Raw genomic sequence first — 19569 nt, forward strand, 5'->3', positions numbered from 1 at the left:
AGTCCCGCTAGAGATACCGCGATATAGACACTCTTTCCCGACAGCACGCTCGTCCGAGATGACGAACGGGCGGCCGAACGCGATGAGGTCGGCCCAGCCGGCGGCGATCGCGTCGCGCGCGCGCTCGGCCGTGTACGCGCCGGCATAGATCAGTACGCCCGGGTACGCGGCGCGCAGTTGCTGCTTGAATTCGACCGGCATCAGCGGCGCGTCGTCCCAGTCGGCTTCCGCGATGTGCAGATAGCCGACGCCGAGTTCGCCGAGCAGCGTCGCGGCTGCCAGGTAGGTCGTTTCCGGATCGTCGTCGACGCAGCCGTTCAGCGTCGTCAGCGGTGCGAGGCGGATGCCGACGCGCGACGCGTCGCCCGTGCCTTCGATCAGCGCCTGCGTGACTTCGCGCAGGAAGCGCAGCCGGTTTTCCAGCGAGCCGCCGTACGCGTCGGTGCGCGTGTTCGCATTCGAGTCGATGAACTGGTTCACGAGATAGCCGTTCGCGCCGTGCAGCTCGACGCCGTCGAAGCCGGCCTCGATCGCGTGGCGCGCGGCGGCGCGGTATTGATCGACGATCTCGCGGATCTCGTCGATCGACAGCGCGCGCGGCTCGGACGCCTGCACGAAACCCGGCGTGCTGCCGTCTTCACCGGCGACGAACACGTTCACGCCTTTCGCCTGCAGCGGCGACGACGATACGGGTTGTTGTCCGCCGAGCAGGCTCGTGTGGCTCAGCCGGCCGACGTGCCACAGCTGCGCGAAGATCCGGCCGTGCGCGGCATGCACGGCGTCCGTCACCTTGCGCCAGCCGGCGACCTGCGACGGCGTGTGAATGCCGGGCGTCCATGCGTAGCCCTTGCCGAGCGGCGCGATATAGGTGCCTTCGCTGACGATCAGGCCCGCGCTCGCGCGCTGCGCGTAATACGCGGCCATCAGTTCGTTGGCTTCGTCGCCGGGCTGGCTGGCGCGCGAGCGCGTCATCGGCGGCATCACGATGCGGTTGGGCAGCGTCAGCGCGCCGAATCGCAGCGGTTGAAAAAGCGGGTCCTGGGTCATGGGGATGTCCTGTCGGTGCCGCGGCCCGCGGGCCACGGCGAATCAAATGTGAGTGGCGGGCGGTGCGTTCAGTCCCACTTCGGCGCGAGGCCGGCCGGGTCGACTTCGCGGCCGTTGCGTTCGAGCGCGGCGATCTGCGCCATGTCTTCGTCGGTCAGGCGCAGCGTCTGCGCGAGCAGGTTGCTCGCGAGGTTCTCGCGCTTCGTCGACGACGGGATCACCGAGTAGCCGAGCTGCAACGCCCACGCGAGCGCGACCTGTGCGGGCGTCGCGTCGTGACGCTGTGCAATCGCGCCGATCACCGGATCGCCGAGCACCTTGCCGTACGCGAGCGTCATGTACGACGTGACGTGGATGCCTTCGGCTTTCAGGAACTCGACGAGCTTGCGGTTCTGCAGGTACGGGCTCAGCTCGATCTGGTTCGTCGCGATCGCATCCTTGCCGACGGCCGCGATCGCCTGCTTCGTCAGTGCGATGTTGAAGTTCGAGATGCCGATCTGGCGCGTGAGGCCCTGCGCCTTCGCATCGGCGAGCGCGGTCATGAATGTGTCGAGCGCGACACCGTTGTCGGGGGCCGGCCAGTGGATCAGCGTCAGGTCGACGTGGTCGGTGCGCAGCTTGCGCAGGCTTTCCTCGAGGCTCGGCACCAGCTTGTCCGGCGCGTAGTTGTCGACCCAGATCTTGGTCGTGACGAACAGGTCTTCGCGGGCCACGCCGGAGGCGGCGATCGCTTCGCCGACTTCGGCTTCGTTGCCGTAGATTTGCGCGGTGTCGATCGCGCGGTAGCCGACTTCGAGGCCGTTGCGGACCGAGTCGATCACGACCTGGCCCTTCAGGCGGAAAGTACCGAGGCCGAATGCGGGAATCTTGCTCATCATGTGCTCCTGGGAGGGGGGAACGGCTTCGATGCGTCGGTCGGGCCGGCGTCGGAAGCGGAATCGGGTTCGAGTGACGCCTAGTGTGCCGCCTTTACTTTTGCTGAAAAACGGGTCTATAAACCAAATTGTTTTGATTTGAGATCAAGAATGCGGCGATGAAGATTACGCTCGACGAACTCCAGGCCTTTGCCGCCGTGGTCGATTCCGGTTCGATCACCGCGGCCGCGCAGCAGCTCGACCTCACGGTGTCGGCGACGAGCCGCACGCTCGGGCGGCTCGAGGAGAAGCTGAAGACCACGCTGCTGCGCCGGACCACGCGCCGGCTCGAACTGACCGAGGAAGGGCGCGCGTTCCTGCAGGACGCGCGCGCGATCATCGAATCGGTCGAAACGGCGGAAGAGCAGATGCTCGCGCGGCGCGAGATGCCGTCGGGGCGGCTGCGCGTGGACGCGGCGACGCCGTTCATGCTGCACGTGATCGTGCCGCTCGTGCGCGGCTATCGCGAACGCTTCCCGCAAGTCGAGCTGGAGCTGAACAGCAACGAGGGCATCATCGACCTGCTGGAGCGGCGCACCGACGTCGCTTTCCGGATCGGCCGGCTGAAGGATTCGACGCTGCACAGCCGGCGCATCGGCACCAGCCGGATACGCATCTTCGCGAGTCCCGCATATGTTGCCGCGCACGGCCAGCCGCGCAAGGTGGAGGAGCTGGACAAGCACACGCTGCTCGGCTTCACGCAGCCCGAATCGCTGAACGTGTGGCCGATCCTCGGCGCCGACGGCGAGCCGTGCCGCATCGAGCCGGGCATCCGGTCGTCGAGCGGCGAGACGCTGCGTCAGCTTGCGCTCGATGGCGCGGGCGTCGTGTGCCTGTCGGATTTCATGACCGCGCAGGATCGCGAGGCGGGCCGGCTCGTGCAGGTGCTCGCGCGCCAGACGCTCGAGGTCGAGCAGCCGATCCACGCGGTGTACTACCGCAATACCGCGATCTCGTCGCGGATCGCGTCGTTCGTCGATTACCTGATCGAGGCGCTGGGCGGCAGCGGCAACGATGCGCCAGGGCGGCGCAAGGCTGCATCGTGGATGGAGCCGCGGTAAGCGGCAGGGGCGACGGGGCGGGGCACGCCCCGTGCGCATTGACGTGCATTCCGGCGTGCCGTACCACGGCACGCCGTCGTGCGGCGGTTACGCTTCTTCCGACCAGGACATCCCGTCGCGCGCGAGCAGCGCCGACGAAGCCGCGGGCCCGAACGTGCCCGCCGTGTACAGGCGCGGCCGGTCGCCGAGCTGCTTCCAGCCGTCGAGGATCGGCTCGACCCACGACCATGCGGCTTCGAGTTCGTCACGGCGCATGAAGTGCGTGAGGCGGCCGCGGATCACGTCGATCAGCAGACGCTCGTACGCTTCCGCGCGCCGCTCCGGAATGGCCTGCTGCAGGTCGAGGTTCAGGCTCACGGGCACCATGTTCATCCCGCTGCCCGGTTCCTTCGCGAGCATCTGCAACTGGATCGACTCTTCCGGCTGGAGCTGGATCACGAGGCGGTTGCTGTAGTGGCGCGGGCCGGTCGGGATGATCGAGAACGGCATGTCCGCGAACTCGATCACGATTTCCGACTGGCGGCGCTGCAGCCGCTTGCCGGTGCGCAGGAAGAACGGCACGTTCGCCCAGCGCCAGTTGTTGATGTGCGCGCGCAGTGCGACGAAGGTTTCCGCGCGGCTGTCCGCCGGCACGTTGTCTTCCTCGAGATAGCCCTTCACCGGCTGGCCGTCGACCGCACCGGCCGTGTACTGGCCGCGCACGGTGTCGCGCGCGACGTCGGCCACCGCCATCGGCCGCAGCGAGCGCAGCACCTTCAGCTTCTCGTCGCGCACCGCGTCCGGGTCGAGCGACACGGGCGGCTCCATCGCGACGATGCACAGCAGTTGCAGCAGGTGATTCTGCACCATGTCGCGCAGCGCGCCGGTATGGTCGTAGAAGCCCGCGCGGCTGCCGACCCCGACCGACTCCGCCACCGTGATCTGCACGCTGCGGATGCTGGGCGCCTGCCACAGCGGCCCGAAGATCGGGTTGCCGAAGCGCAGCACCATCAGGTTCTGCACGGTTTCCTTGCCGAGATAGTGGTCGATCCGATAGATCTGCGATTCTTCGAAGTGCTTGCCGACCGCATCGTTGATCGCCTTCGCTGACGCGAGATCGTGGCCGAGCGGTTTTTCGAGGACGACGCGCGAGTGCTTGTCGACGAGGTGCGCGGCCGACAGGTTGTCGCAGATGGTGGTGAACAGCTCCGGCGACGTCGACAGGTAGAACACGCGGATCGCATCGCCGCGCGCCGCTTCCGCGAGCCGCAGATAGTCGTCCGGCGCGTTCACGTCGATCAGCACGTACTTGAACAGGTCGAGGAAACGGCTCCACGCCGCGGGATCGAACGCCTTTTCGTCGATGAACGGGCGCGACTGCTCGTCCATGAACTTGCGATAGCCGTCGATGCCCCAGTCGCGGCGGCCGACCGCGATGATGCGCGTCTCGGGCGGAAGATTGCAGTGCAGGTGCGCCATGTACAGCGCGGGCAAGAGCTTGCGGGCGGCCAGGTCGCCGCCGCCGCCGAAGATGATCATGTCGACGGGGCGGTCGGCTCCGGTCTGGGTAGGCTGATTCGTCATGGGAGGTTCGCGGTTTGAAACGGGGAACGTGAAACGAACGTCGAGGCACCGGGCGCCGATACGTGAACGCACCAGTACGTGAAAACGCTAATAGTGCACGGTTTTGATGGATTGCGTATGGGTTCCCCCGGATGTAACAGCGCTTGCATTCCGTATGATCGCCCCATTATGATTGAGCGCTCACTCATTAAAGGAGTCGAACGTGGCCCGTCCGCGCAGTCCCGACAAACACGAAGCCATCCTCGCCGCGGCCGCACGCGCGCTCGCCGAGGACGGTGCGACGGCGACGACCGCGCGTATCGCGCGGCTCGCCGGTGTGGCGGAAGGCACGGTGTTCACGTACTTCGAGACCAAGGACGCGCTGCTGAACGCGTTGTACCTGAGCCTGAAGGCCGGCATGCGCGAAGCGATGATGGCCGGGTTTCCGGAACACGCGCCGGTCGAGCAGGCCGTGCGGCATGCGTGGAACGGCTATGTGTCGTGGGGCGTCGGGGATCCGGACGGGCGGCGCGCGCTGCAGCAGCTCAGCGTGAGCGGTCGCATCGACGACGCGCATCGCGCGGCCGGCGCCGAAGGCTTCAGCGGAATCAATGCACTGCTGCGCGAACAGGTCGCGGCGTCGGGCGCGCTGAAACCCGACGAAGCACACGCGTTCTGCGCGGCGCTGTTTACGTCGATCGCGGAAACGGCGATGGAGTCGATCGCACGCGATCCGGCGCGGGCCGATGCGTACCGCGAAGCCGGGTTTCGCGCGTTGTGGGCCGTGTTGCACGCGGTGTAAGGCAAGGGTTGCCGTCTGCCGTCGAGGCGGCGGTGCGGATTCGCGTTCACACGCAGCAGCGATGACGGACAGCGGGTTCCAGGCAGGGTGATGGCGGTCGCGAACGACCGATACATCATCGTTATTAATGAGTGAGTAATCATTCATTTTGTGGTTTCACTACGTTCAAGGAGCGGGAAAATGTCGAAAGTCTGGCTGGTAACAGGGGCCGCGCGCGGTCTGGGGCGAGCGATTTCGGAAGCCGTGCTGGCGGCGGGCGACCGGTTGGTGGCCGGTGCGCGCGATCCCGCGCGGCTGGCCGATCTGGCCGAGCATCATGGCGACCGGTTGCTGCCGGTCGCGCTCGACGTCACCGATGAAGCGGCAGCGGCGCAGGCCGTCGCCGCGGCGCGCGACGCGTTCGGCCGCGTCGACGTGCTGGTGAACAACGCGGGCTATGGCCATACGGCGCCGTTCGAGCAGATGGGCGCCGACGATTTCCGCGACCAGATCGAAACGAACCTGTTCGGCGTGATCAACCTGACGCGCGCGGTGCTGCCGACGATGCGCGCACAGCGTGCGGGACACATCTTCCAGGTGTCGTCGGTCGGCGGGCGCACGTCGACGGCGGGCCTGTCCGCGTATCAGGCCGCGAAGTGGGCGGTCGGCGGGTTCAGCGACGTGCTCGCGAAGGAAGTCGCGCCGTTCGGTGTGCGCGTCTGCACGCTCGAGCCGGGCGGGATGCGCACCGACTGGGCCGCGCAGGCCAAGCGTGGCGTCGACGGCCTGCTGCCTGACTACCAGCCGTCGGTCGGGAAGATTCTTGAACTGCTCGGCGCGTATGGCGGCCATGAAGTCGGCGATCCGGCGCGGATCGCGGCGCTGATCGTCGAGCTGTCGCGTCGCGAAGACGTGCCGATGCGTTTGCTGCTCGGCGGCGATGCGTTGTTCGTGTGCGAGCAGGCGGAGAAGCAGCGCGCGGAAGAGGCCGCGCGGTGGCGCGACACGACGCTGTCGACGCAGTTTCCGGATGCGAAGCTGCCGGACGGGCTGGAGGCGCTGAAGGGTCTGGAGTGAGCGCTGACATTCACACCGCTGCCCGCGCAACGTGAGCGGCAGACCGATACCGGCGCGTGCACCTGCGCGCGGGTATCGGCCTGCGGCGCTCATCCGATCGACGGGCGCCGCCGTTGTCTCATCCGGCCTGTTCCACCAGCGCCTGCAATTCCCGCCCGGCCTTCGCGAGCGCCGCTTGCACCGCCTCGGCACCCAATACGGTGCCTTCCACGCGCACTTCGCGGATGTCGGTCATCCCGATGAAGCCGAGCAGATGCTTGAGATAGCCGGACTGGTAGTCGAAGGGCGCATACGGGCCTTCGGAAAAGACGCCGCCGCTGGCGGTGACCAGGTACACCTGCTTGCCTTCCAGCGTGCCGGCGACGCCGCTTTCGTCATAACGAAACGTGACCTGCGGCCAGATCACGCGGTCGAACCATGCGCGCAGCTGCGTGGACGGGCCGAAGTTGGTCATCGCGGAGCCGATCACGACGATGTCGGCGGCGCGCAGTTCGTCGACCAGCGATTGCGCCAGCTCGACGGCCCGCGCCTGTTCGGCGCTGCGCGCCTCCGGCGGCAGCGTGCGGCCGACGATGTAAGCGTCGTCGATATGCGGCGGCGGATCGTTGGACAGGTCGCGCAGGGTGACGGCGCCGGTTGCGTCGCGCGCCGCGAGTTGTCGCGCGAGGTCGTGCGCGAAGCGCGTGGACAGGCTGTCGGTGCTGCGGGGGCTGGAGGTGATCAACAGGATGCGGCTCATGAGCGTTCCTTTGGGGCTAAGATGAGAACCAGGTAACTATTGATAACTTGGTTACCAAAAAGCATGTGGAATGCTAGGGTTCGCGCCCGGGCCCCACAAGAACGCACAGGGTTGTGCCCCAGTCACATCGATGTTCCTGCCACCATGCCCCGACCCAGCGACAACGACTGCCAGGCGACCCGCCAGATACTCGACCGGATCGGCGACAAGTGGAGCCTCTACATCATCGCGACGCTGAACGACGGTTCACGGCGCTTTAACGAGCTGAAACGCGAGATCGACGGGATTTCGCAGCGCATGCTGACGCTGACGTTGCGCGGGCTGGAGCGCGACGGGCTGGTCACGCGGACGGTGTTCCCGACGATTCCGCCGCGTGTCGACTACGCGCTCACGCCGCTCGGCGAAACGCTGCTGGAGCCCGTGATGGCGCTCGTCCTGTGGGCGGAGAAAAACAAGCAGCCGATCGCGCAGGCGCGCGAGCGTTTCGACGACGCGGCCGATGCGGCGCCGGAGCCGGGTGTGGGCGTCGTATATCGCAGTCGATAGGCGGGCGCGACAAGTCGCCTCGGTCGGTTCATTCGGTCGGCATGGCGACCGGCACGTGCATCCGGTACAGCGACACGGCCTGGATCGCGAGCGTACAGACGATCGCGAGACCATAGGCGGGAACCAGGTCCAGCCGCGTGAGCGTCAGGCTCAATACATGGAAGAACGCGGCGAAGCCGAGCAGTCCGGTCGCCATCCCGCGCATCAGTTGCTGCGCGGCCACCGCGCTGCTCATGCGATGCGCGAACACCGCGAGGATGATCACCATGAACGGGAACGACGCCAGTACGCCGCTCGTTTCCGGCCCGACATACGGCGCGATCATCGTCACGCCGACCACGAGGCCTGCGATCAGCGCCATGCGCAGCGGCAGATCCCAGCGCGGCGGATCGAGCCGCGCGGCCTTGACCGGGATGGCGGGCACGATGCTCAGCACGAGGGCGACCGCGAGGATCGCGATCAGGAACAGGCCGGTTTCCGGTAACGCGCTGGCCTTCAGCAGGAATGCGACGACGGAAAACGCGGCGGCGGCGCCGGCCAGGGCGGTGGGCCAGCCACGTTTCGCCAGCCGGCAATACGCGATGCAAAAGGCCGCCTGTCCGGCGGTGGCGACGAGCGAACCGGCCGTCGCATGGGCGGCGAAGGCGGGGCCGTGCTCGAGCGCGAGAAATACCGAAACCGGCCCCGACGTGAGCGGCAACCCGACCAGCAGCCCGCCGATCGCTTCGCCCCAGCGGCGCGCGGCGAGGGTGGCAGCGGCCAGCAGCAGCGGGGTGGCGACGAGCTTGAAAAGAAGATGATCCATGATGAGCGGTACGACCCGGCACACACGTGCCCCGAACGAAGCGCGCGCCGGTGTCGCGGCTTCAGGCATGAAGCGCACCCGCGATTCCGGCTGTGATGCTTGACCGAAAAGCGGTGCACGGACGCAATCGGGACATCGGCCGCCACGGCCATCGATCTGCGCCTGCCTTCGATATTGCGAGCCGCCGCGGGCGCTGACAAACCATTTATCGACATACAATGCGTGAGTACAACTCACGCGTAACGTCATCGTGTTCGACCGGCTTCCCCCTCTGCAAACGCTGCGCGCCTTCGAGGCGACCGGCCGGCTGTTGAGCATGACGTTGGCGGCCGAGGAATTGCACGTCACGCATGGCGCCGTCAGCCGGCACATCAAGAACCTCGAAACCCATCTCGGTGTCGCGCTGTTCCAGCGCCTGACGCGGCGCATCGTATTGACCGAGGCCGGTGCGGCCTTCCTGCTCGACGTGAGCCGCACGCTGGGCGACCTGACGAAGGCGGCCGAACGGCTGCGTGCGCACGATAGCGTCGCGCGGCTGAAAATCAACGCCAGCGTGTCGTTCGCGAACAAGTGGCTCGCGCCGCGGCTGCATCGGTTCAAGGCGCTTCATCCGGAACTCGACATCCATCTCGACGTGACCGACACGCACGTCGACCTGAACGAAGTCGAGGCCGACGTGGCGATTCGCTACGGCAGCGGGCGTTATCCGCGCGTACTCGCCGAGCGGATTCTCGAAGAGATGGTGACGCCCGTCTGCAGTCCTGCGTATCGCGCGAAGATGGACGGGCTTTCGTCCGTCGCGCGCATCGTCGACTGCACGTTGCTGCACGAGGACCGGATGCTGGCCAACTGGGAGCAGTGGTTCGCGCTGGCCGGCATTCGCGGCGCGCGCAGCGATCGCGGGCCGGCGTACAGCCACGGGAGTCTCGCGATCGAGGCGGCGATGCGCGGCGAAGGCATTGCACTGGGGCGCAGCGTGATCGTCGCGGACGATATCGCGGCCGGACGTCTCGTCGCTCCGTTCCCGCAGTACGCGCTACAGGCCGAGCGCGGGCACGACCTGATTTACCGGATCGGCAGCCAGGACGATCCGAAGGTGTGCGCGTTGCGTGACTGGCTCGCGGAGGAGATTCGCGTGTTTCTGCGCGGGACGGACTGAACGGCGGCGGCATCGGCCGCTACGGCGAGCGCGGTGGGCACCTGCGCTCGCGTCCGTCAACGACAGGGCGGTCATGCGGGCGCGGTCGCCGTCGCCGTGTCCCTTCCGCGTGACCGCACGACTGCTCGGTATGCGTTCAGCGCCCCATCGCATAGAACTCAGCATTCGGCCGCATGTTCGTCACGTTCGCGATGCGGTTGGACATGCCGAAGAACGCCGAGATCGCCATGATGTCCCACACATCTTCCTCGACGAAACCATGCAACTTGAGTGCGTCGAAGTCGGCCTCTCCCACCAGATGCGCGGCCTGCGACACCTTCATCGCGAAGTCGAGCATCGCCTTCTGCCGGGCGGTGAGGTCGGCCTTGCGATAGTTGGTCGCAACCTGGTCGGCGATCAGCGGATCCTTCGCGCGAATGCGCAGGATCGCACCGTGTGCGATCACGCAGTACTGGCACTGGTTCACGCTGCTGGTGGCCACGACGATCATCTCCCGTTCGGCCTTGCTCAGGTTGCCCGGCTTGTCCATCAGCGCGTCGTGATAAGCCATGAACGCGCGAAACTCGTCCGGGCGATGCGCAAGCGTCAGGAACACGTTCGGGATGAAGCCCGACTTTTCCTGGACGGTCGTGATGCGCTCGCGAATGTCCTCGGGCAAGTCGTCGAGCGCGGGCACGGGAAAGCGGCTGATGGGGGCGGTATTTGCGGCAGTCATGAGGTCTCCTGGATAACGTGGCACGGGCGCACTCGAGGCACGAGCCGCCGTCCGAAAAAAGCAGCGCGGGTGGTCGTTAGCGGCGTCACGCGTTGACGTCGACCACGATCCGGCCGCGAACCTTGCCGTTGATCAATTCTCCTGCAAGCGGGATGACGTCGCCCAGCCCGACCTGGTGACTGATCGCGCCCAGCTTCTCGACGTCGAGGTCGGATGCGAGCCGGCGCCACGCTTCCAGGCGGTCGGCGCGCGGGCACATGACGCTGTCGATCCCGACGAGCGTGACGCCGCGCAGGATGAACGGCATGACGGTCGCGGGGAAATCCAGGCCGGCGGCCAGGCCGCAGGCCGTCACGACGCCGCGATACCGCGTGGTCGCACACACGTTGGCGAGCACGTGGCTACCCGCCACGTCGACCGCGCCGGCCCAGCGTTCCTTGCCCAGCGGCTTGCCGGGCTCGCTGAATTGCGATCGCTCCAGGATCTCCGCGGCGCCGAGTTGCCGCAGGTAGTCGGCATCGGCGGGGCGGCCGGTCACCGCGACGACGCGGTATCCCAGCTTGGCGAGGATGGCCGTGGCGACGCTGCCCACGCCGCCTGCCGCGCCGGTCACCACGATCTCGCCGTCGTCCGGGCGCACGCCGTGTCGCTCCAGTGCCATCACGCACAGCATCGCGGTGTAGCCCGCCGTGCCGATGGCCATCGCCTGTTGCGGCGAAAAGGCGGACGGCAGCGGCACCAGCCAGTCGCCGTCGACGCGGGCTTTCTGCGCGAGGCCGCCCCAATGCGTTTCGCCGACGCCCCAGCCGTTGAGCACGACCTGGTCGCCGGGGCGATAGTCCGCGTGCGTGCTCGCTTCGACTTCGCCGACCAGGTCGATGCCGGGCACCATCGGGAACTTGCGCACCACCGGGCTCTTGCCGGTGATCGCCAGCCCGTCCTTGTAGTTCAGCGTCGAATAGCGCACGCGCACGGTGACGTTGCCCGCGGGCAACTGCCCGTCGTCCAGCGTCTGCAGCCGCACTTGCTGGCCGGTTTCGTCCTTGTCGATCACGATGCCCTGGAACATCCCGTCCTCCTTTCTAATTTCTAGACCGATCGTCTAGTTAATGGCAAAAAAATTCAGCGGCGCGGCAGTCCATTGAAGAAAAACTGCGCGAACAGGGTCAACGGCGTGTCGCTGCGCTCCAGCTTCGCGCGCAGCACGGCGCCTTCCCAGCCGATCCAGAAGAATGCGGCGAGTTCAGCGGGATCGGCCGAGCCGGCCAGTTCGCCGGCTTGCTGCGCAGCGATCAGGCAGTCGGCGAGGCGGCGTTGCCAGTCTTCGAACGTGGTGCGCAGGCGGGCGCGGAAACTTTCGGGGAGCGCGCCCATTTCCTGCCCGAGGTTGCCGATCAGGCAGCCGCGGCTGTAGGCGTAGCGGGCCATGCCGTCGCGGGCGTCGTCGACGAATGCGCGCACGCGCTGCAGCGGCGAGCGCGCCGGATCGCTGAAATGACGGTCCAGCTTGCGCGCGAAGAAGTCGGCATAGCGGTCGATCAGTTCGAGGCCGAACGCTTCCTTGTTGTCGAAGTAGTGATAGAAGGAGCCCTTGGGCACGCCGGCGCGACCGAGGATCTCGTCGAGCCCGGTGGCCGAAAAGCCCTTCTCGGTGAGCACTTCCAGCCCGGTGCGCAGCAGCATGTCCCGCGTGGCGACGAGGTCCTCGTGCTGTTTCGGTGGCCTGCCGCGACGGCGAGGCGGATCAGTTCGAACGTCCATGTGCGAATAATAGACCGTTCGTCTCAAAAATCAACGGGTCGCGTGTCGATCACGTTCGACGAGGTCGATCCGGCGAGCCATGCCCGTACTAACCCTGATTAAAAAACCTTATCGCGGTGAAAAATTCCGCATCTTATTGAACCGATATCGGCTCGCTATAGTGGCTCGCTTTCCCGCACGCATGTGTTGCGTGTGCAGACAAACAGCAGGAGCCCCTTGATGACCACCGATACCCGATTCACCGAAGTCGAGGATCTGATGCCCGCCGCCGGCGGGTTGCGCGAGATCCGCCACCACATCCACCACCATCCCGAACTCGCGTACGAAGAGCACGACACGGCCGCGCTCGTCGCCGACAAGCTCGAACAGTGGGGCTGGCAGGTGACGCGCGGGGTCGGCAAGACGGGCGTGGTCGGGACGCTGCGCGTGGGTGACGGCACGCGCAGCATCGGCATTCGCGCCGACATGGACGCGCTGCCGATCATCGAGGCGACGGGGCTGCCCTATGCGAGCGGCACGCACGGCAAGATGCACGCGTGCGGCCACGACGGCCACACGACGATGCTGCTCGGCGCTGCACAGCACCTCGCGAAGACCCGCAACTTCTCCGGCACCGTGCACCTGTATTTCCAGCCGGCGGAAGAGCATGGCGTCGACAGCGGCGCGAAGAAGATGATCGACGACGGCCTGTTCGAACGCTTTCCGTGCGACGCCGTGTTCGGCATGCACAACCATCCGGGCGCGGCGCCCGGCGTGTTCCTCACGCGGCGCGGTCCGTTCATGTCGGCCGGCGACAAGGCGATCATCACGATCGAGGGCGTCGGCGGCCACGCGGCCCGGCCGCACCTGACGGTCGACCCGGTGGTCGTCACGGCGAGCATCGTGATGGCGCTGCAGACGATCGTCGCGCGCAACGTCGACCCCGCGCAGCCGGCGGTCGTCACGGTCGGCTCGATGCACGCGGGCACCGCGAACAACGTGATCCCGAACGGCGCGCGCCTCGAACTCAGCGTGCGCTCGTTCAGCCCCGACGTGCGCGCGCTGCTCAAACGCCGCATCACCGAGCTGGCCGAAACGCAGGCCGCGAGCTATGGCGCAACCGCGAACGTCGAGTACATCGAAGGCTATCCGGTCGTCGTCAATTCGGATGACGAAACGGATTTCGCCGCACAGGTGGCGCGCGAGCTCGTCGGCGACGCGCACGTGGTCGAGCAGACCGACCTGCTGATGGGCAGCGAGGATTTCGCGTTCATGCTGCAGCAGCGGCCGGGCTCGTTCGTGCGGCTCGGCAATGGCGAAGGCGAGGACGGCTGCATGGTGCACAACCCGAAATACGACTTCAACGATCGCAACCTGCCGATCGGCGCGGCGTACTGGACGCGTCTCGTGGAGCGTTACCTGGGGCGGTGATGCCGGCAGCGGGGCGAGCGGCCGGCGCTTCCGGCCGCATTGAGAGGAGACGATAACGATGCAGAAAGACCATCTCGCGCTGCACCCCGCGTCGACGGGGGCTGCCGAAGCCAGCACACCAGACGCACCGGCTGTCACGCGGCGCGGGGCGATCGCCGCGGCCGTGATCGGCAACTGGCTGGAATTCTTCGATTTCACCGTGTACGGCTTCTTCGCGGTGCTGATCGGCAAGCTGTTCTTCCCGTCGAGCGACCCGACCACGTCGCTGCTGCTGTCGGTCGCGACGTTCGCGGCCGGCTTCTTCACGCGGCCGCTCGGCAGCGTCGTGCTCGGCGTCTATGCGGACCGCAAGGGGCGCAAGGCCGCGCTGAACCTGACGATCATGCTGATGGCGCTCGGCACGGGCCTGATCGCGATCGCGCCGACGTATGCGCAGGTCGGCGTGGCCGCGCCGCTGCTGGTCGTGTTCGCGCGGCTGATGCAGGGCTTCTCGCAGGGCGGCGAATTCGGCGCGGCGACGTCGACGCTGCTCGAACAGGGCGGCACGTCGCGTCGCGCGTTCCGCGCGAGCTGGCAGCTCGCGACGCAGGGCGGCGCGGCGCTGATGGGCTCGGGCTTCGCGGCGCTGCTGTCGAACACGATGACCAAGGATGCGCTCGAAAGCTGGGGCTGGCGGCTGCCGTTCCTCGTCGGTGTGCTGATCGCGCCGGTCGGCATGTATCTGCGCCGACGGCTCGCCGACGATGCGCCCGGCGACAGCCATCACGGCATCGAACGCGGTGTGCTGCACGAGCTGTTCTCGAAGCACACGCGCACGGTGCTGCTGCTGATGCTCACGGTGATGGGCGGCACGGTGTCGACCTACATCCTGACCTTCTACATGCCGACTTATGCGATCCACACGCTCGGCCTGCCGATGAAGCTGTCGATGTTCGTCGGCGTTGCATCGGGCTGCGTGATGCTGGTCACGTGCCCGCTGTTCGGCTGGCTGTCGGACAAGCTCGGCAGCCGGCGCCTGCCGATCTTCGTCGGCCGCGGCGTGCTGGTCGTGCTGCTGTTCCCGGCGTTCTGGCTGATGAATCATCATCCGACGCTGTCGGTGATCCTGCCGCTGACCGCGCTGATGCTGCTGTTCTATTCGCTCGGCTCGGCGTCGGAAATGGCGCTGATGTGCGAGTCGCTGCCGCGTCACGTGCGTGCGACCGGCATCTCGATCGCGTATGCGCTCGCGGTGACGATCTTCGGCGGCACCGCGCAACTGATCGCGACCTGGCTCGTGAAGACGACCGGCAGCAAGCTCGCGCCGGCCGGCTACGTGGCCGCGTGCGTGGTGCTGTCGCTGATCGCGGTGGCGATGCTGCGCGAGACGGCGGGGGACTCGATCGACTGACGCGCGGCGGCGCGCAGCAACGCGGGTGGCAAGCGGCGAGATGCGCTTACCGCCCGCGCACCACCCTCAGGTACGACGCGAGCATCGTCGCGAGTTCCTGCGCGGCCGGCGTCAGCGGTACGGCCGCGCGCTGCAGCAGGCAGATGTCCTGCGATTCGGCCGGTTCGCGTACGGGCACTTTCGCGAGCGCGCCGGCAAACGGCCCGTGCCGCGTCACGGCTTCGGTTTCGAGCGACAGGCAATCGGTCTGCGTGACGAGCTGCAGCGTCTCGAACATCCCTTCGACGGTGGCGAGAATCTTCGGCGGCGGCAGGCCGTGCACGTCGAAGTATGCGAGCAGCCGGTTGACGACGGGGTCGGCACTCAGGTTCGGCGAGCGCGTCGACACCCACGCGTAGTCGGCCAGTTCGGCGAGCGATTGCGCGTGCATCGCCGGATGCCCGTTGCGGCACACGACCACCGGCGCCGACGCACGCAGCGGCGTGACCGCGAGATCGGTCGTGTCGGTCTGCTTCGAGACGAGTGCGATCGCGAAATCGACCGCGCTTTCCCGCAACCAGCCGATCATCATCCGCGACGTGCCGGTGCGCAGGTGCACGTCGACCTTGTCGAAGCGCGCGCGGAACGCGCTCAGCACCGGCGCGAACGCATCGATCAGCGGCTCGGCCACGAGGCCGAGCGTGACGGTGCCTTCGTACGCGCCGCTCAGTTGCCGGATCTCCCGCTCGACCTGCTCGCATTCGCCGAGGATCGAACCGGAGCGCGCGAGCAGCCGCTGGCCGACGGCCGTCGGCACGATCCCGCGATTGGTGCGCGTGAACAGCGTCGCGCCGAGCGTCGCTTCGAGGCTCTGCAGCTGCTGCGTGACGCCGCTTTGCGCGAGATCGAGCGCGCGCGCGGCGGCGCGCAGGCTGCCGTGCTCGACGACGGCCTGGAAGATGCGGAGCTGGGAGAGCGTGAACGCCATGGGCAAGCGCGAGGCCGGTGATCGGGAAAAGTGATCATGATAAGGCAGCGGGCGATTCCGGCGGCGGCGCGTGCGCACTACGATCGCAGGCAGTCCGGCTCGTGCCGTTTGCCCATCGTCCCGCCCTTCGTCGACCATGAAACGTACCTTCCTGCCGCTCGTTTCCCTCTGCCTTGCGTTCGCGGCCAGCGCCGCGCACGCGCTCGATACGCGCCCCGTGCGCCTCGGCATCGATCCGACCTATCCGCCGATGGATTCGAAGGCGCCCGACGGCAGCCTGAAGGGCTTCGACGTCGATCTCGGCAACGAGATCTGCCGCCGCGCGCAGTTGCGCTGCCAATGGGTCGAGCTCGAATTCTCCGGGATGATTCCGGCGCTGCAGGCGCGCAAGATCGACGCGATCCTGTCGTCGATGGCGATCACCGAGAAGCGCGAGAAGCAGATCCTGTTCTCGTCGAAACTGTTCCGCTTCAAGTCGCGGCTCGTCGCCCGGCCCGGGAGCGGCGTCGACAGCACGACCGCGTCGCTCGCGGGCAAGCACGTCGGCGTGCAGTCGGGCACGCAGTTCGAATCCTGGGCGCTCGCGCACTGGGCGCCGGCCGGCGTCGGCGTGGTGCCGTACAAGAGCCAGGACGACGTGTTCGCCGATCTCGTCAACGGCCGCCTCGACGCGGCGCTGCTCGGCACCGTGGAAGCCGACTACGGCTTCCTGCGCACGCCGAAGGGCAAGGGCTTCGCGTTCGTCGGCGCGCCGCTCGACATGGGCGATCGCGGTGTCGGCATCGGCATGCGGCAGTCGGATACGGCGCTCAAGGCGTCGATCGACGGCGCGATCGCGTCGATGCTGAAGGACGGCACGTACGACCGGATCGCGAAGAAGTATTTCGACTTCAACCCGTACGGCGACTGAGCGCCGAGCCACGCCGCCTTATCACCCGTTTCCCCGTTTCCCGTTTTCATCCGTTCGAGACCATCGATGCAGATTCGCACCACGCCGCTCCTGTCGCCGTCGATCGGCACGCAGCGCACGCTGACGAGCTTTCATTTCGGGCCGGCCGACACCGGCCGCAAGATCTACCTGCAGGCCGCTTTGCATGCGGACGAGACGCCCGCGATGCTCGCGGCGTTCGTGCTGAAGCAGCGACTCGCGCAGCTCGATGCCGAAGGCCGGCTCGCGGCCGAAATCGTGCTCGTGCCGGTCGCGAACCCGGTCGGCCTCAATCATCATCTGCTCGGGCAGTTCATCGGCCGTTTCGACCTCGCGAGCGGCCGCAACTTCAATCGCGGCTTCCTGCCGCTCGCGGAAATCGCCGCGCGTGCGCGTGACCGCCTCGGCGACGACGGCGAACGCAATCGCGCGATCGTGCGCGAGTGCGTCGGCGCGGCGCTCGACGAGATCGCGCCGCGCACGGAGTTCGATGCGCTGCAGCTCGCGCTGCTGAAGCTGTCGCTCGACGCTGATGTCGTGATCGACCTGCATTGCTCGCTCGAAGCGGTAATGCACGTGTACACGAGCGACACCGCATGGCCGGAAGTCGAGCCGCTCGCGCGCTATCTCGGCTCGGAGGTGTCGCTGCTCGCCGAGGATTCGGGCGGGCACGCGTTCGACGATGCGCATCACCTGCTGTGGACGCAATTGCGGCAGCACTTGCCGGCAGGCACGCCGATGGCGGCCGGCACGGTGGCCGTGACGGTCGAGTGCAGGGGCCAGCGCGACGTGACGTACGAATATGCGAAACGCGATGCCGATGCGCTCGTCGACTATCTCGTGTGGCGCGGCGCGGTGCTGGGCGAGCGTACGCCGTTGCCGCCGCTCGCCGCGCCGGCCACGCCGCTCGCGGGCAGCGAGCAGTTCTACGCGCCGGTGAGCGGGATACTCGTGCACCGCGCGGCGATCGGCGCGATGATCCGCGCGGGCGATCCGCTGTTCGACATCGTCGATCCGCTGACGGATGCGATCACGACGATCTCGAGCGGGACCGACGGCGTGTTCTACATGCGCCGCGCGATCCGGTTCGTCACGGCCGGCGCACCGCTCGGCCGCGTGACGGGCACGGTGCCGGTGCGCAAGGGGATGTTGCTCGGCGCGTGAGCGGCGCGGTGTCTTACAGGCTCACAGTGCAGTTTCGTTCTTGTCAAATTGACCGCGTTTCCGCACGTCACTAGATTGTGCGTTGCGGAGTTCGCTCCGTGTTCCGTGAGACGAACGTTGTAACCAAGTGGAGTTGATGCGGGCAGCCCTGGGCTGCCCGTTTTTTTTGCCCGGCGTGCCTACGGCAATGCACTGAGGCGAAGGTCGTGAAACAGGTCGTAGACGAGCGTGCGCAGCCACTGATGGCCCTCGTCGCGCTGGTAGCGTTCATGCCAGAACTGCGCGATGTCGGCAGGCGCCGTGTCGAACGGCAGCGGCACGGCACGCACGTCCTGCAGTCGCGACAGCACGCGGGCGAGGCGGCTCGGAATGCAGGCGACGAGGTCGCTCGACGACACGATGCGTTCCAGCCCGAACGAATGCGCGAGCTGCAGCACGACATGACGCGTGTTGCCGGCATGCGGCGACAGCGCGTAGAGCGCCGCTTCAAAGTGCGCGTGGCTGCCGGCCGTGGGCGTATAGCTCACATGGTCGGCCGCGAAGAACTGCTCGGCGGTGAGTGTCGCGCCGATCGCCGGATGGTCGTTGCGCACGAGCGCCACGTAGGTTTCGTGGAACAGCCGCTGCTGATGGAAATCGGCGTGCAGCCCGGTGAACATGCCGAGCGCGAGGTCGATTTGCCCGAGCTTCATCATCTGCTGCGCGGCGTCGAGCGGCGGATCGGCCGTGACGATCCGGATGCCGGGCGCGACCCGGCGCAGATGCGCGACGAGCGGCGGCATGAAGATCGCCTGCCCGAGATCGCTCGTGTACAGGCGGAAAGTGCGGGTCGACGTGGCCGGGTCGAATGCGCGGCCGGCCTGCAGCGCGGTGCGCAGCGACGCGAGCCCTTCGTCGACGCGTGCCGCGATCGCGTCCGCGCGCGGCGTGGGTTGCATGCCGTCGGCCGTCTTCACGAACAGCGCGTCGTCGAACAGCGTGCGCAACCGCTTCAGCGCATTGCTGACCGACGGCTGCGTGAGGTGCAGCGCGTCGGCCGCACGCGTCGTGCTGCGTGTGCGATACAGCACGTCGAACACGAGCAGCAGGTTCAGGTCGATATTGCGCAGATCGGAGTCGTGTTCCATCGCGTTGGTCGGTAGGCGGGCATAGATGCCGTGAATGACGGTATTCAACGCCGCAATTTAACAGGGCGCCGCGGCCCTTCTATGCTGGTTCCGATACGCCGCGCCACGGTGGCGCGGCGGCCCGGACATCTCAGGAGACAGCATGCGGGACAAGATCGCACTCGAGGAGCACTTTGCCACGCCGGACACGATCGGCGATTCCGAACACTACTTTACCGCCGACATCTGGCCGGCGCGACGCCGTCAGCTGCTCGACGTGCAGGAGGAGCGCATCGAACGCATGGATGCGTGCGGGATCGGCTACGCGATCCTGTCGCTGAACGCGCCGGCCGTCCAGGCGATCACCGATACGGGCCGCGCGATCGACGTCGCGCGGCGCGCGAACGACCTGCTGGCCGAACAGGTCGCGCGCCGGCCGGACCGCTTCGGCGCGTTC

At 67.2% G+C, this 19569-nt stretch carries 19 protein-coding genes and 1 pseudogene; 10 read left to right on the top strand and 10 right to left on the bottom strand.

Features of this window, described 5'->3' with window-relative positions:
* Together G3N99_RS16415 and dkgB are read right to left on the bottom strand one after the other, a co-directional pair.
* Nucleotides 1-1047: alkene reductase (locus G3N99_RS16415; RefSeq protein ID WP_241011681.1), on the bottom strand; the 1047-nt coding region annotated here is incomplete at its 3' end.
* A gap of 68 nt (nucleotides 1048-1115) precedes the next feature.
* Complete coding sequence (gene dkgB / locus G3N99_RS16420; protein ID WP_206122919.1) at nucleotides 1116-1922, bottom strand: 2,5-didehydrogluconate reductase DkgB; 807 nt, start codon at nucleotides 1920-1922, stop codon at nucleotides 1116-1118.
* 158 nt (nucleotides 1923-2080) lie between these two features.
* On the opposite strand from dkgB, the gene G3N99_RS16425 reads away from it, so the two are divergent.
* Complete coding sequence (locus G3N99_RS16425; RefSeq protein WP_174941166.1) at nucleotides 2081-3022, top strand: LysR family transcriptional regulator; 942 nt, start codon at nucleotides 2081-2083, stop codon at nucleotides 3020-3022.
* 87 nt (nucleotides 3023-3109) lie between these two features.
* On the opposite strand, the gene zwf is transcribed toward G3N99_RS16425, so the two are convergent.
* Complete coding sequence (gene zwf / locus G3N99_RS16430; protein ID WP_011353856.1) at nucleotides 3110-4585, bottom strand: glucose-6-phosphate dehydrogenase; 1476 nt, start codon at nucleotides 4583-4585, stop codon at nucleotides 3110-3112.
* Nucleotides 4586-4787: 202 nt separating this feature from the next.
* On the opposite strand from zwf, the gene G3N99_RS16435 reads away from it, so the two are divergent.
* Together G3N99_RS16435 and G3N99_RS16440 are read left to right on the top strand one after the other, a co-directional pair.
* A complete protein-coding gene (locus G3N99_RS16435; protein ID WP_174941164.1) occupies nucleotides 4788-5366 on the top strand; it encodes a TetR/AcrR family transcriptional regulator in 579 nt (192 codons plus the stop codon).
* Between the two features lie 180 nt (nucleotides 5367-5546).
* A complete protein-coding gene (locus G3N99_RS16440; RefSeq protein ID WP_174941162.1) occupies nucleotides 5547-6422 on the top strand; it encodes an SDR family NAD(P)-dependent oxidoreductase in 876 nt (291 codons plus the stop codon).
* Nucleotides 6423-6540: 118 nt separating this feature from the next.
* Here G3N99_RS16440 and G3N99_RS16445 read toward each other — a convergent pair whose 3' ends face one another.
* Nucleotides 6541-7161, bottom strand: a complete 621-nt coding sequence (locus tag G3N99_RS16445; protein WP_206122920.1) for an NAD(P)H-dependent oxidoreductase — start codon at nucleotides 7159-7161, stop codon at nucleotides 6541-6543.
* A gap of 144 nt (nucleotides 7162-7305) precedes the next feature.
* Here G3N99_RS16445 and G3N99_RS16450 point away from each other — a divergent pair, with 144 nt between their 5' ends.
* Complete coding sequence (locus G3N99_RS16450) at nucleotides 7306-7707, top strand: helix-turn-helix domain-containing protein (RefSeq protein ID WP_206122921.1); 402 nt, start codon at nucleotides 7306-7308, stop codon at nucleotides 7705-7707.
* A 28-nt stretch (nucleotides 7708-7735) separates the two neighbouring features.
* On the opposite strand, the gene G3N99_RS16455 is transcribed toward G3N99_RS16450, so the two are convergent.
* Complete coding sequence (locus G3N99_RS16455) at nucleotides 7736-8512, bottom strand: hypothetical protein (RefSeq protein ID WP_206122922.1); 777 nt, start codon at nucleotides 8510-8512, stop codon at nucleotides 7736-7738.
* Between the two features lie 250 nt (nucleotides 8513-8762).
* On the opposite strand from G3N99_RS16455, the gene gcvA reads away from it, so the two are divergent.
* A complete protein-coding gene (gene gcvA, locus G3N99_RS16460; RefSeq protein WP_206122923.1) occupies nucleotides 8763-9671 on the top strand; it encodes a transcriptional regulator GcvA in 909 nt (302 codons plus the stop codon).
* A gap of 136 nt (nucleotides 9672-9807) precedes the next feature.
* On the opposite strand, the gene G3N99_RS16465 is transcribed toward gcvA, so the two are convergent.
* From G3N99_RS16465 to G3N99_RS16475, 3 genes are all read right to left on the bottom strand, one after another.
* On the bottom strand, nucleotides 9808-10386 hold the full coding sequence (locus G3N99_RS16465) for a peroxidase-related enzyme (RefSeq protein ID WP_174942072.1): 579 nt from the start codon (nucleotides 10384-10386) through the stop codon (nucleotides 9808-9810).
* Between the two features lie 85 nt (nucleotides 10387-10471).
* A complete protein-coding gene (locus G3N99_RS16470; protein ID WP_206122924.1) occupies nucleotides 10472-11455 on the bottom strand; it encodes an MDR family oxidoreductase in 984 nt (327 codons plus the stop codon).
* Nucleotides 11456-11508: 53 nt separating this feature from the next.
* Nucleotides 11509-12147 (bottom strand): TetR/AcrR family transcriptional regulator, encoded by a 639-nt coding sequence (locus G3N99_RS16475; protein ID WP_206122925.1) that lies wholly within the window; start codon nucleotides 12145-12147, stop codon nucleotides 11509-11511.
* A 219-nt stretch (nucleotides 12148-12366) separates the two neighbouring features.
* Here G3N99_RS16475 and G3N99_RS16480 point away from each other — a divergent pair, with 219 nt between their 5' ends.
* Together G3N99_RS16480 and G3N99_RS16485 are read left to right on the top strand one after the other, a co-directional pair.
* The gene (locus G3N99_RS16480; protein ID WP_174941148.1) at nucleotides 12367-13557 is read left to right on the top strand and encodes a M20 aminoacylase family protein; all 1191 of its coding nucleotides are present in this window, start codon (nucleotides 12367-12369) and stop codon (nucleotides 13555-13557) included.
* A 58-nt stretch (nucleotides 13558-13615) separates the two neighbouring features.
* Entirely contained in the window at nucleotides 13616-14947 is a 1332-nt protein-coding gene (locus tag G3N99_RS16485; protein ID WP_174942077.1) for an MFS transporter, read from the top strand.
* A gap of 46 nt (nucleotides 14948-14993) precedes the next feature.
* Here the strand turns inward: G3N99_RS16485 and G3N99_RS16490 are convergent, their stop codons facing one another.
* On the bottom strand, nucleotides 14994-15914 hold the full coding sequence (locus G3N99_RS16490; RefSeq protein WP_206122926.1) for a LysR substrate-binding domain-containing protein: 921 nt from the start codon (nucleotides 15912-15914) through the stop codon (nucleotides 14994-14996).
* 136 nt (nucleotides 15915-16050) lie between these two features.
* Between G3N99_RS16490 and G3N99_RS16495 the strand changes: the two genes are divergently transcribed.
* A complete protein-coding gene (locus tag G3N99_RS16495; protein ID WP_174941142.1) occupies nucleotides 16051-16824 on the top strand; it encodes a transporter substrate-binding domain-containing protein in 774 nt (257 codons plus the stop codon).
* Nucleotides 16825-16890: 66 nt separating this feature from the next.
* Nucleotides 16891-18006 (top strand): succinylglutamate desuccinylase/aspartoacylase family protein, encoded by a 1116-nt coding sequence (locus G3N99_RS16500; protein WP_206122927.1) that lies wholly within the window; start codon nucleotides 16891-16893, stop codon nucleotides 18004-18006.
* Nucleotides 18007-18185: 179 nt separating this feature from the next.
* On the opposite strand, the gene G3N99_RS16505 is transcribed toward G3N99_RS16500, so the two are convergent.
* A complete protein-coding gene (locus tag G3N99_RS16505) occupies nucleotides 18186-19133 on the bottom strand; it encodes a LysR family transcriptional regulator (RefSeq protein ID WP_174942080.1) in 948 nt (315 codons plus the stop codon).
* A gap of 142 nt (nucleotides 19134-19275) precedes the next feature.
* Here G3N99_RS16505 and G3N99_RS16510 point away from each other — a divergent pair.
* Nucleotides 19276-19569 (top strand): annotated as a pseudogene (locus G3N99_RS16510) (amidohydrolase); the annotation flags it as partial.

This window comes from Burkholderia sp. Ac-20392, assembly GCF_017104585.1.
GTDB lineage: Bacteria > Pseudomonadota > Gammaproteobacteria > Burkholderiales > Burkholderiaceae > Burkholderia > Burkholderia lata.

What these genes read in the sequence shown, in the direction of transcription:
- dkgB (WP_206122919.1), bottom strand. Translation starts at nt 1,922, where the DNA reads ATGAGCAAGATTCCCGCATTCGGCCTCGGTACTTTCCGCCTGAAGGGC.
- G3N99_RS16425 (WP_174941166.1), top strand. Translation starts at nt 2,081, where the DNA reads ATGAAGATTACGCTCGACGAACTCCAGGCCTTTGCCGCCGTGGTCGAT.
- zwf (WP_011353856.1), bottom strand. Translation starts at nt 4,585, where the DNA reads ATGACGAATCAGCCTACCCAGACCGGAGCCGACCGCCCCGTCGACATG.
- G3N99_RS16440 (WP_174941162.1), top strand. Translation starts at nt 5,547, where the DNA reads ATGTCGAAAGTCTGGCTGGTAACAGGGGCCGCGCGCGGTCTGGGGCGA.
- G3N99_RS16445 (WP_206122920.1), bottom strand. Translation starts at nt 7,161, where the DNA reads ATGAGCCGCATCCTGTTGATCACCTCCAGCCCCCGCAGCACCGACAGC.
- G3N99_RS16450 (WP_206122921.1), top strand. Translation starts at nt 7,306, where the DNA reads ATGCCCCGACCCAGCGACAACGACTGCCAGGCGACCCGCCAGATACTC.
- G3N99_RS16455 (WP_206122922.1), bottom strand. Translation starts at nt 8,512, where the DNA reads ATGGATCATCTTCTTTTCAAGCTCGTCGCCACCCCGCTGCTGCTGGCC.
- G3N99_RS16465 (WP_174942072.1), bottom strand. Translation starts at nt 10,386, where the DNA reads ATGACTGCCGCAAATACCGCCCCCATCAGCCGCTTTCCCGTGCCCGCG.
- G3N99_RS16470 (WP_206122924.1), bottom strand. Translation starts at nt 11,455, where the DNA reads ATGTTCCAGGGCATCGTGATCGACAAGGACGAAACCGGCCAGCAAGTG.
- G3N99_RS16475 (WP_206122925.1), bottom strand. Translation starts at nt 12,147, where the DNA reads ATGGACGTTCGAACTGATCCGCCTCGCCGTCGCGGCAGGCCACCGAAA.
- G3N99_RS16480 (WP_174941148.1), top strand. Translation starts at nt 12,367, where the DNA reads ATGACCACCGATACCCGATTCACCGAAGTCGAGGATCTGATGCCCGCC.
- G3N99_RS16485 (WP_174942077.1), top strand. Translation starts at nt 13,616, where the DNA reads ATGCAGAAAGACCATCTCGCGCTGCACCCCGCGTCGACGGGGGCTGCC.
- G3N99_RS16490 (WP_206122926.1), bottom strand. Translation starts at nt 15,914, where the DNA reads ATGGCGTTCACGCTCTCCCAGCTCCGCATCTTCCAGGCCGTCGTCGAG.
- G3N99_RS16495 (WP_174941142.1), top strand. Translation starts at nt 16,051, where the DNA reads ATGAAACGTACCTTCCTGCCGCTCGTTTCCCTCTGCCTTGCGTTCGCG.
- G3N99_RS16500 (WP_206122927.1), top strand. Translation starts at nt 16,891, where the DNA reads ATGCAGATTCGCACCACGCCGCTCCTGTCGCCGTCGATCGGCACGCAG.
- G3N99_RS16505 (WP_174942080.1), bottom strand. Translation starts at nt 19,133, where the DNA reads ATGGAACACGACTCCGATCTGCGCAATATCGACCTGAACCTGCTGCTC.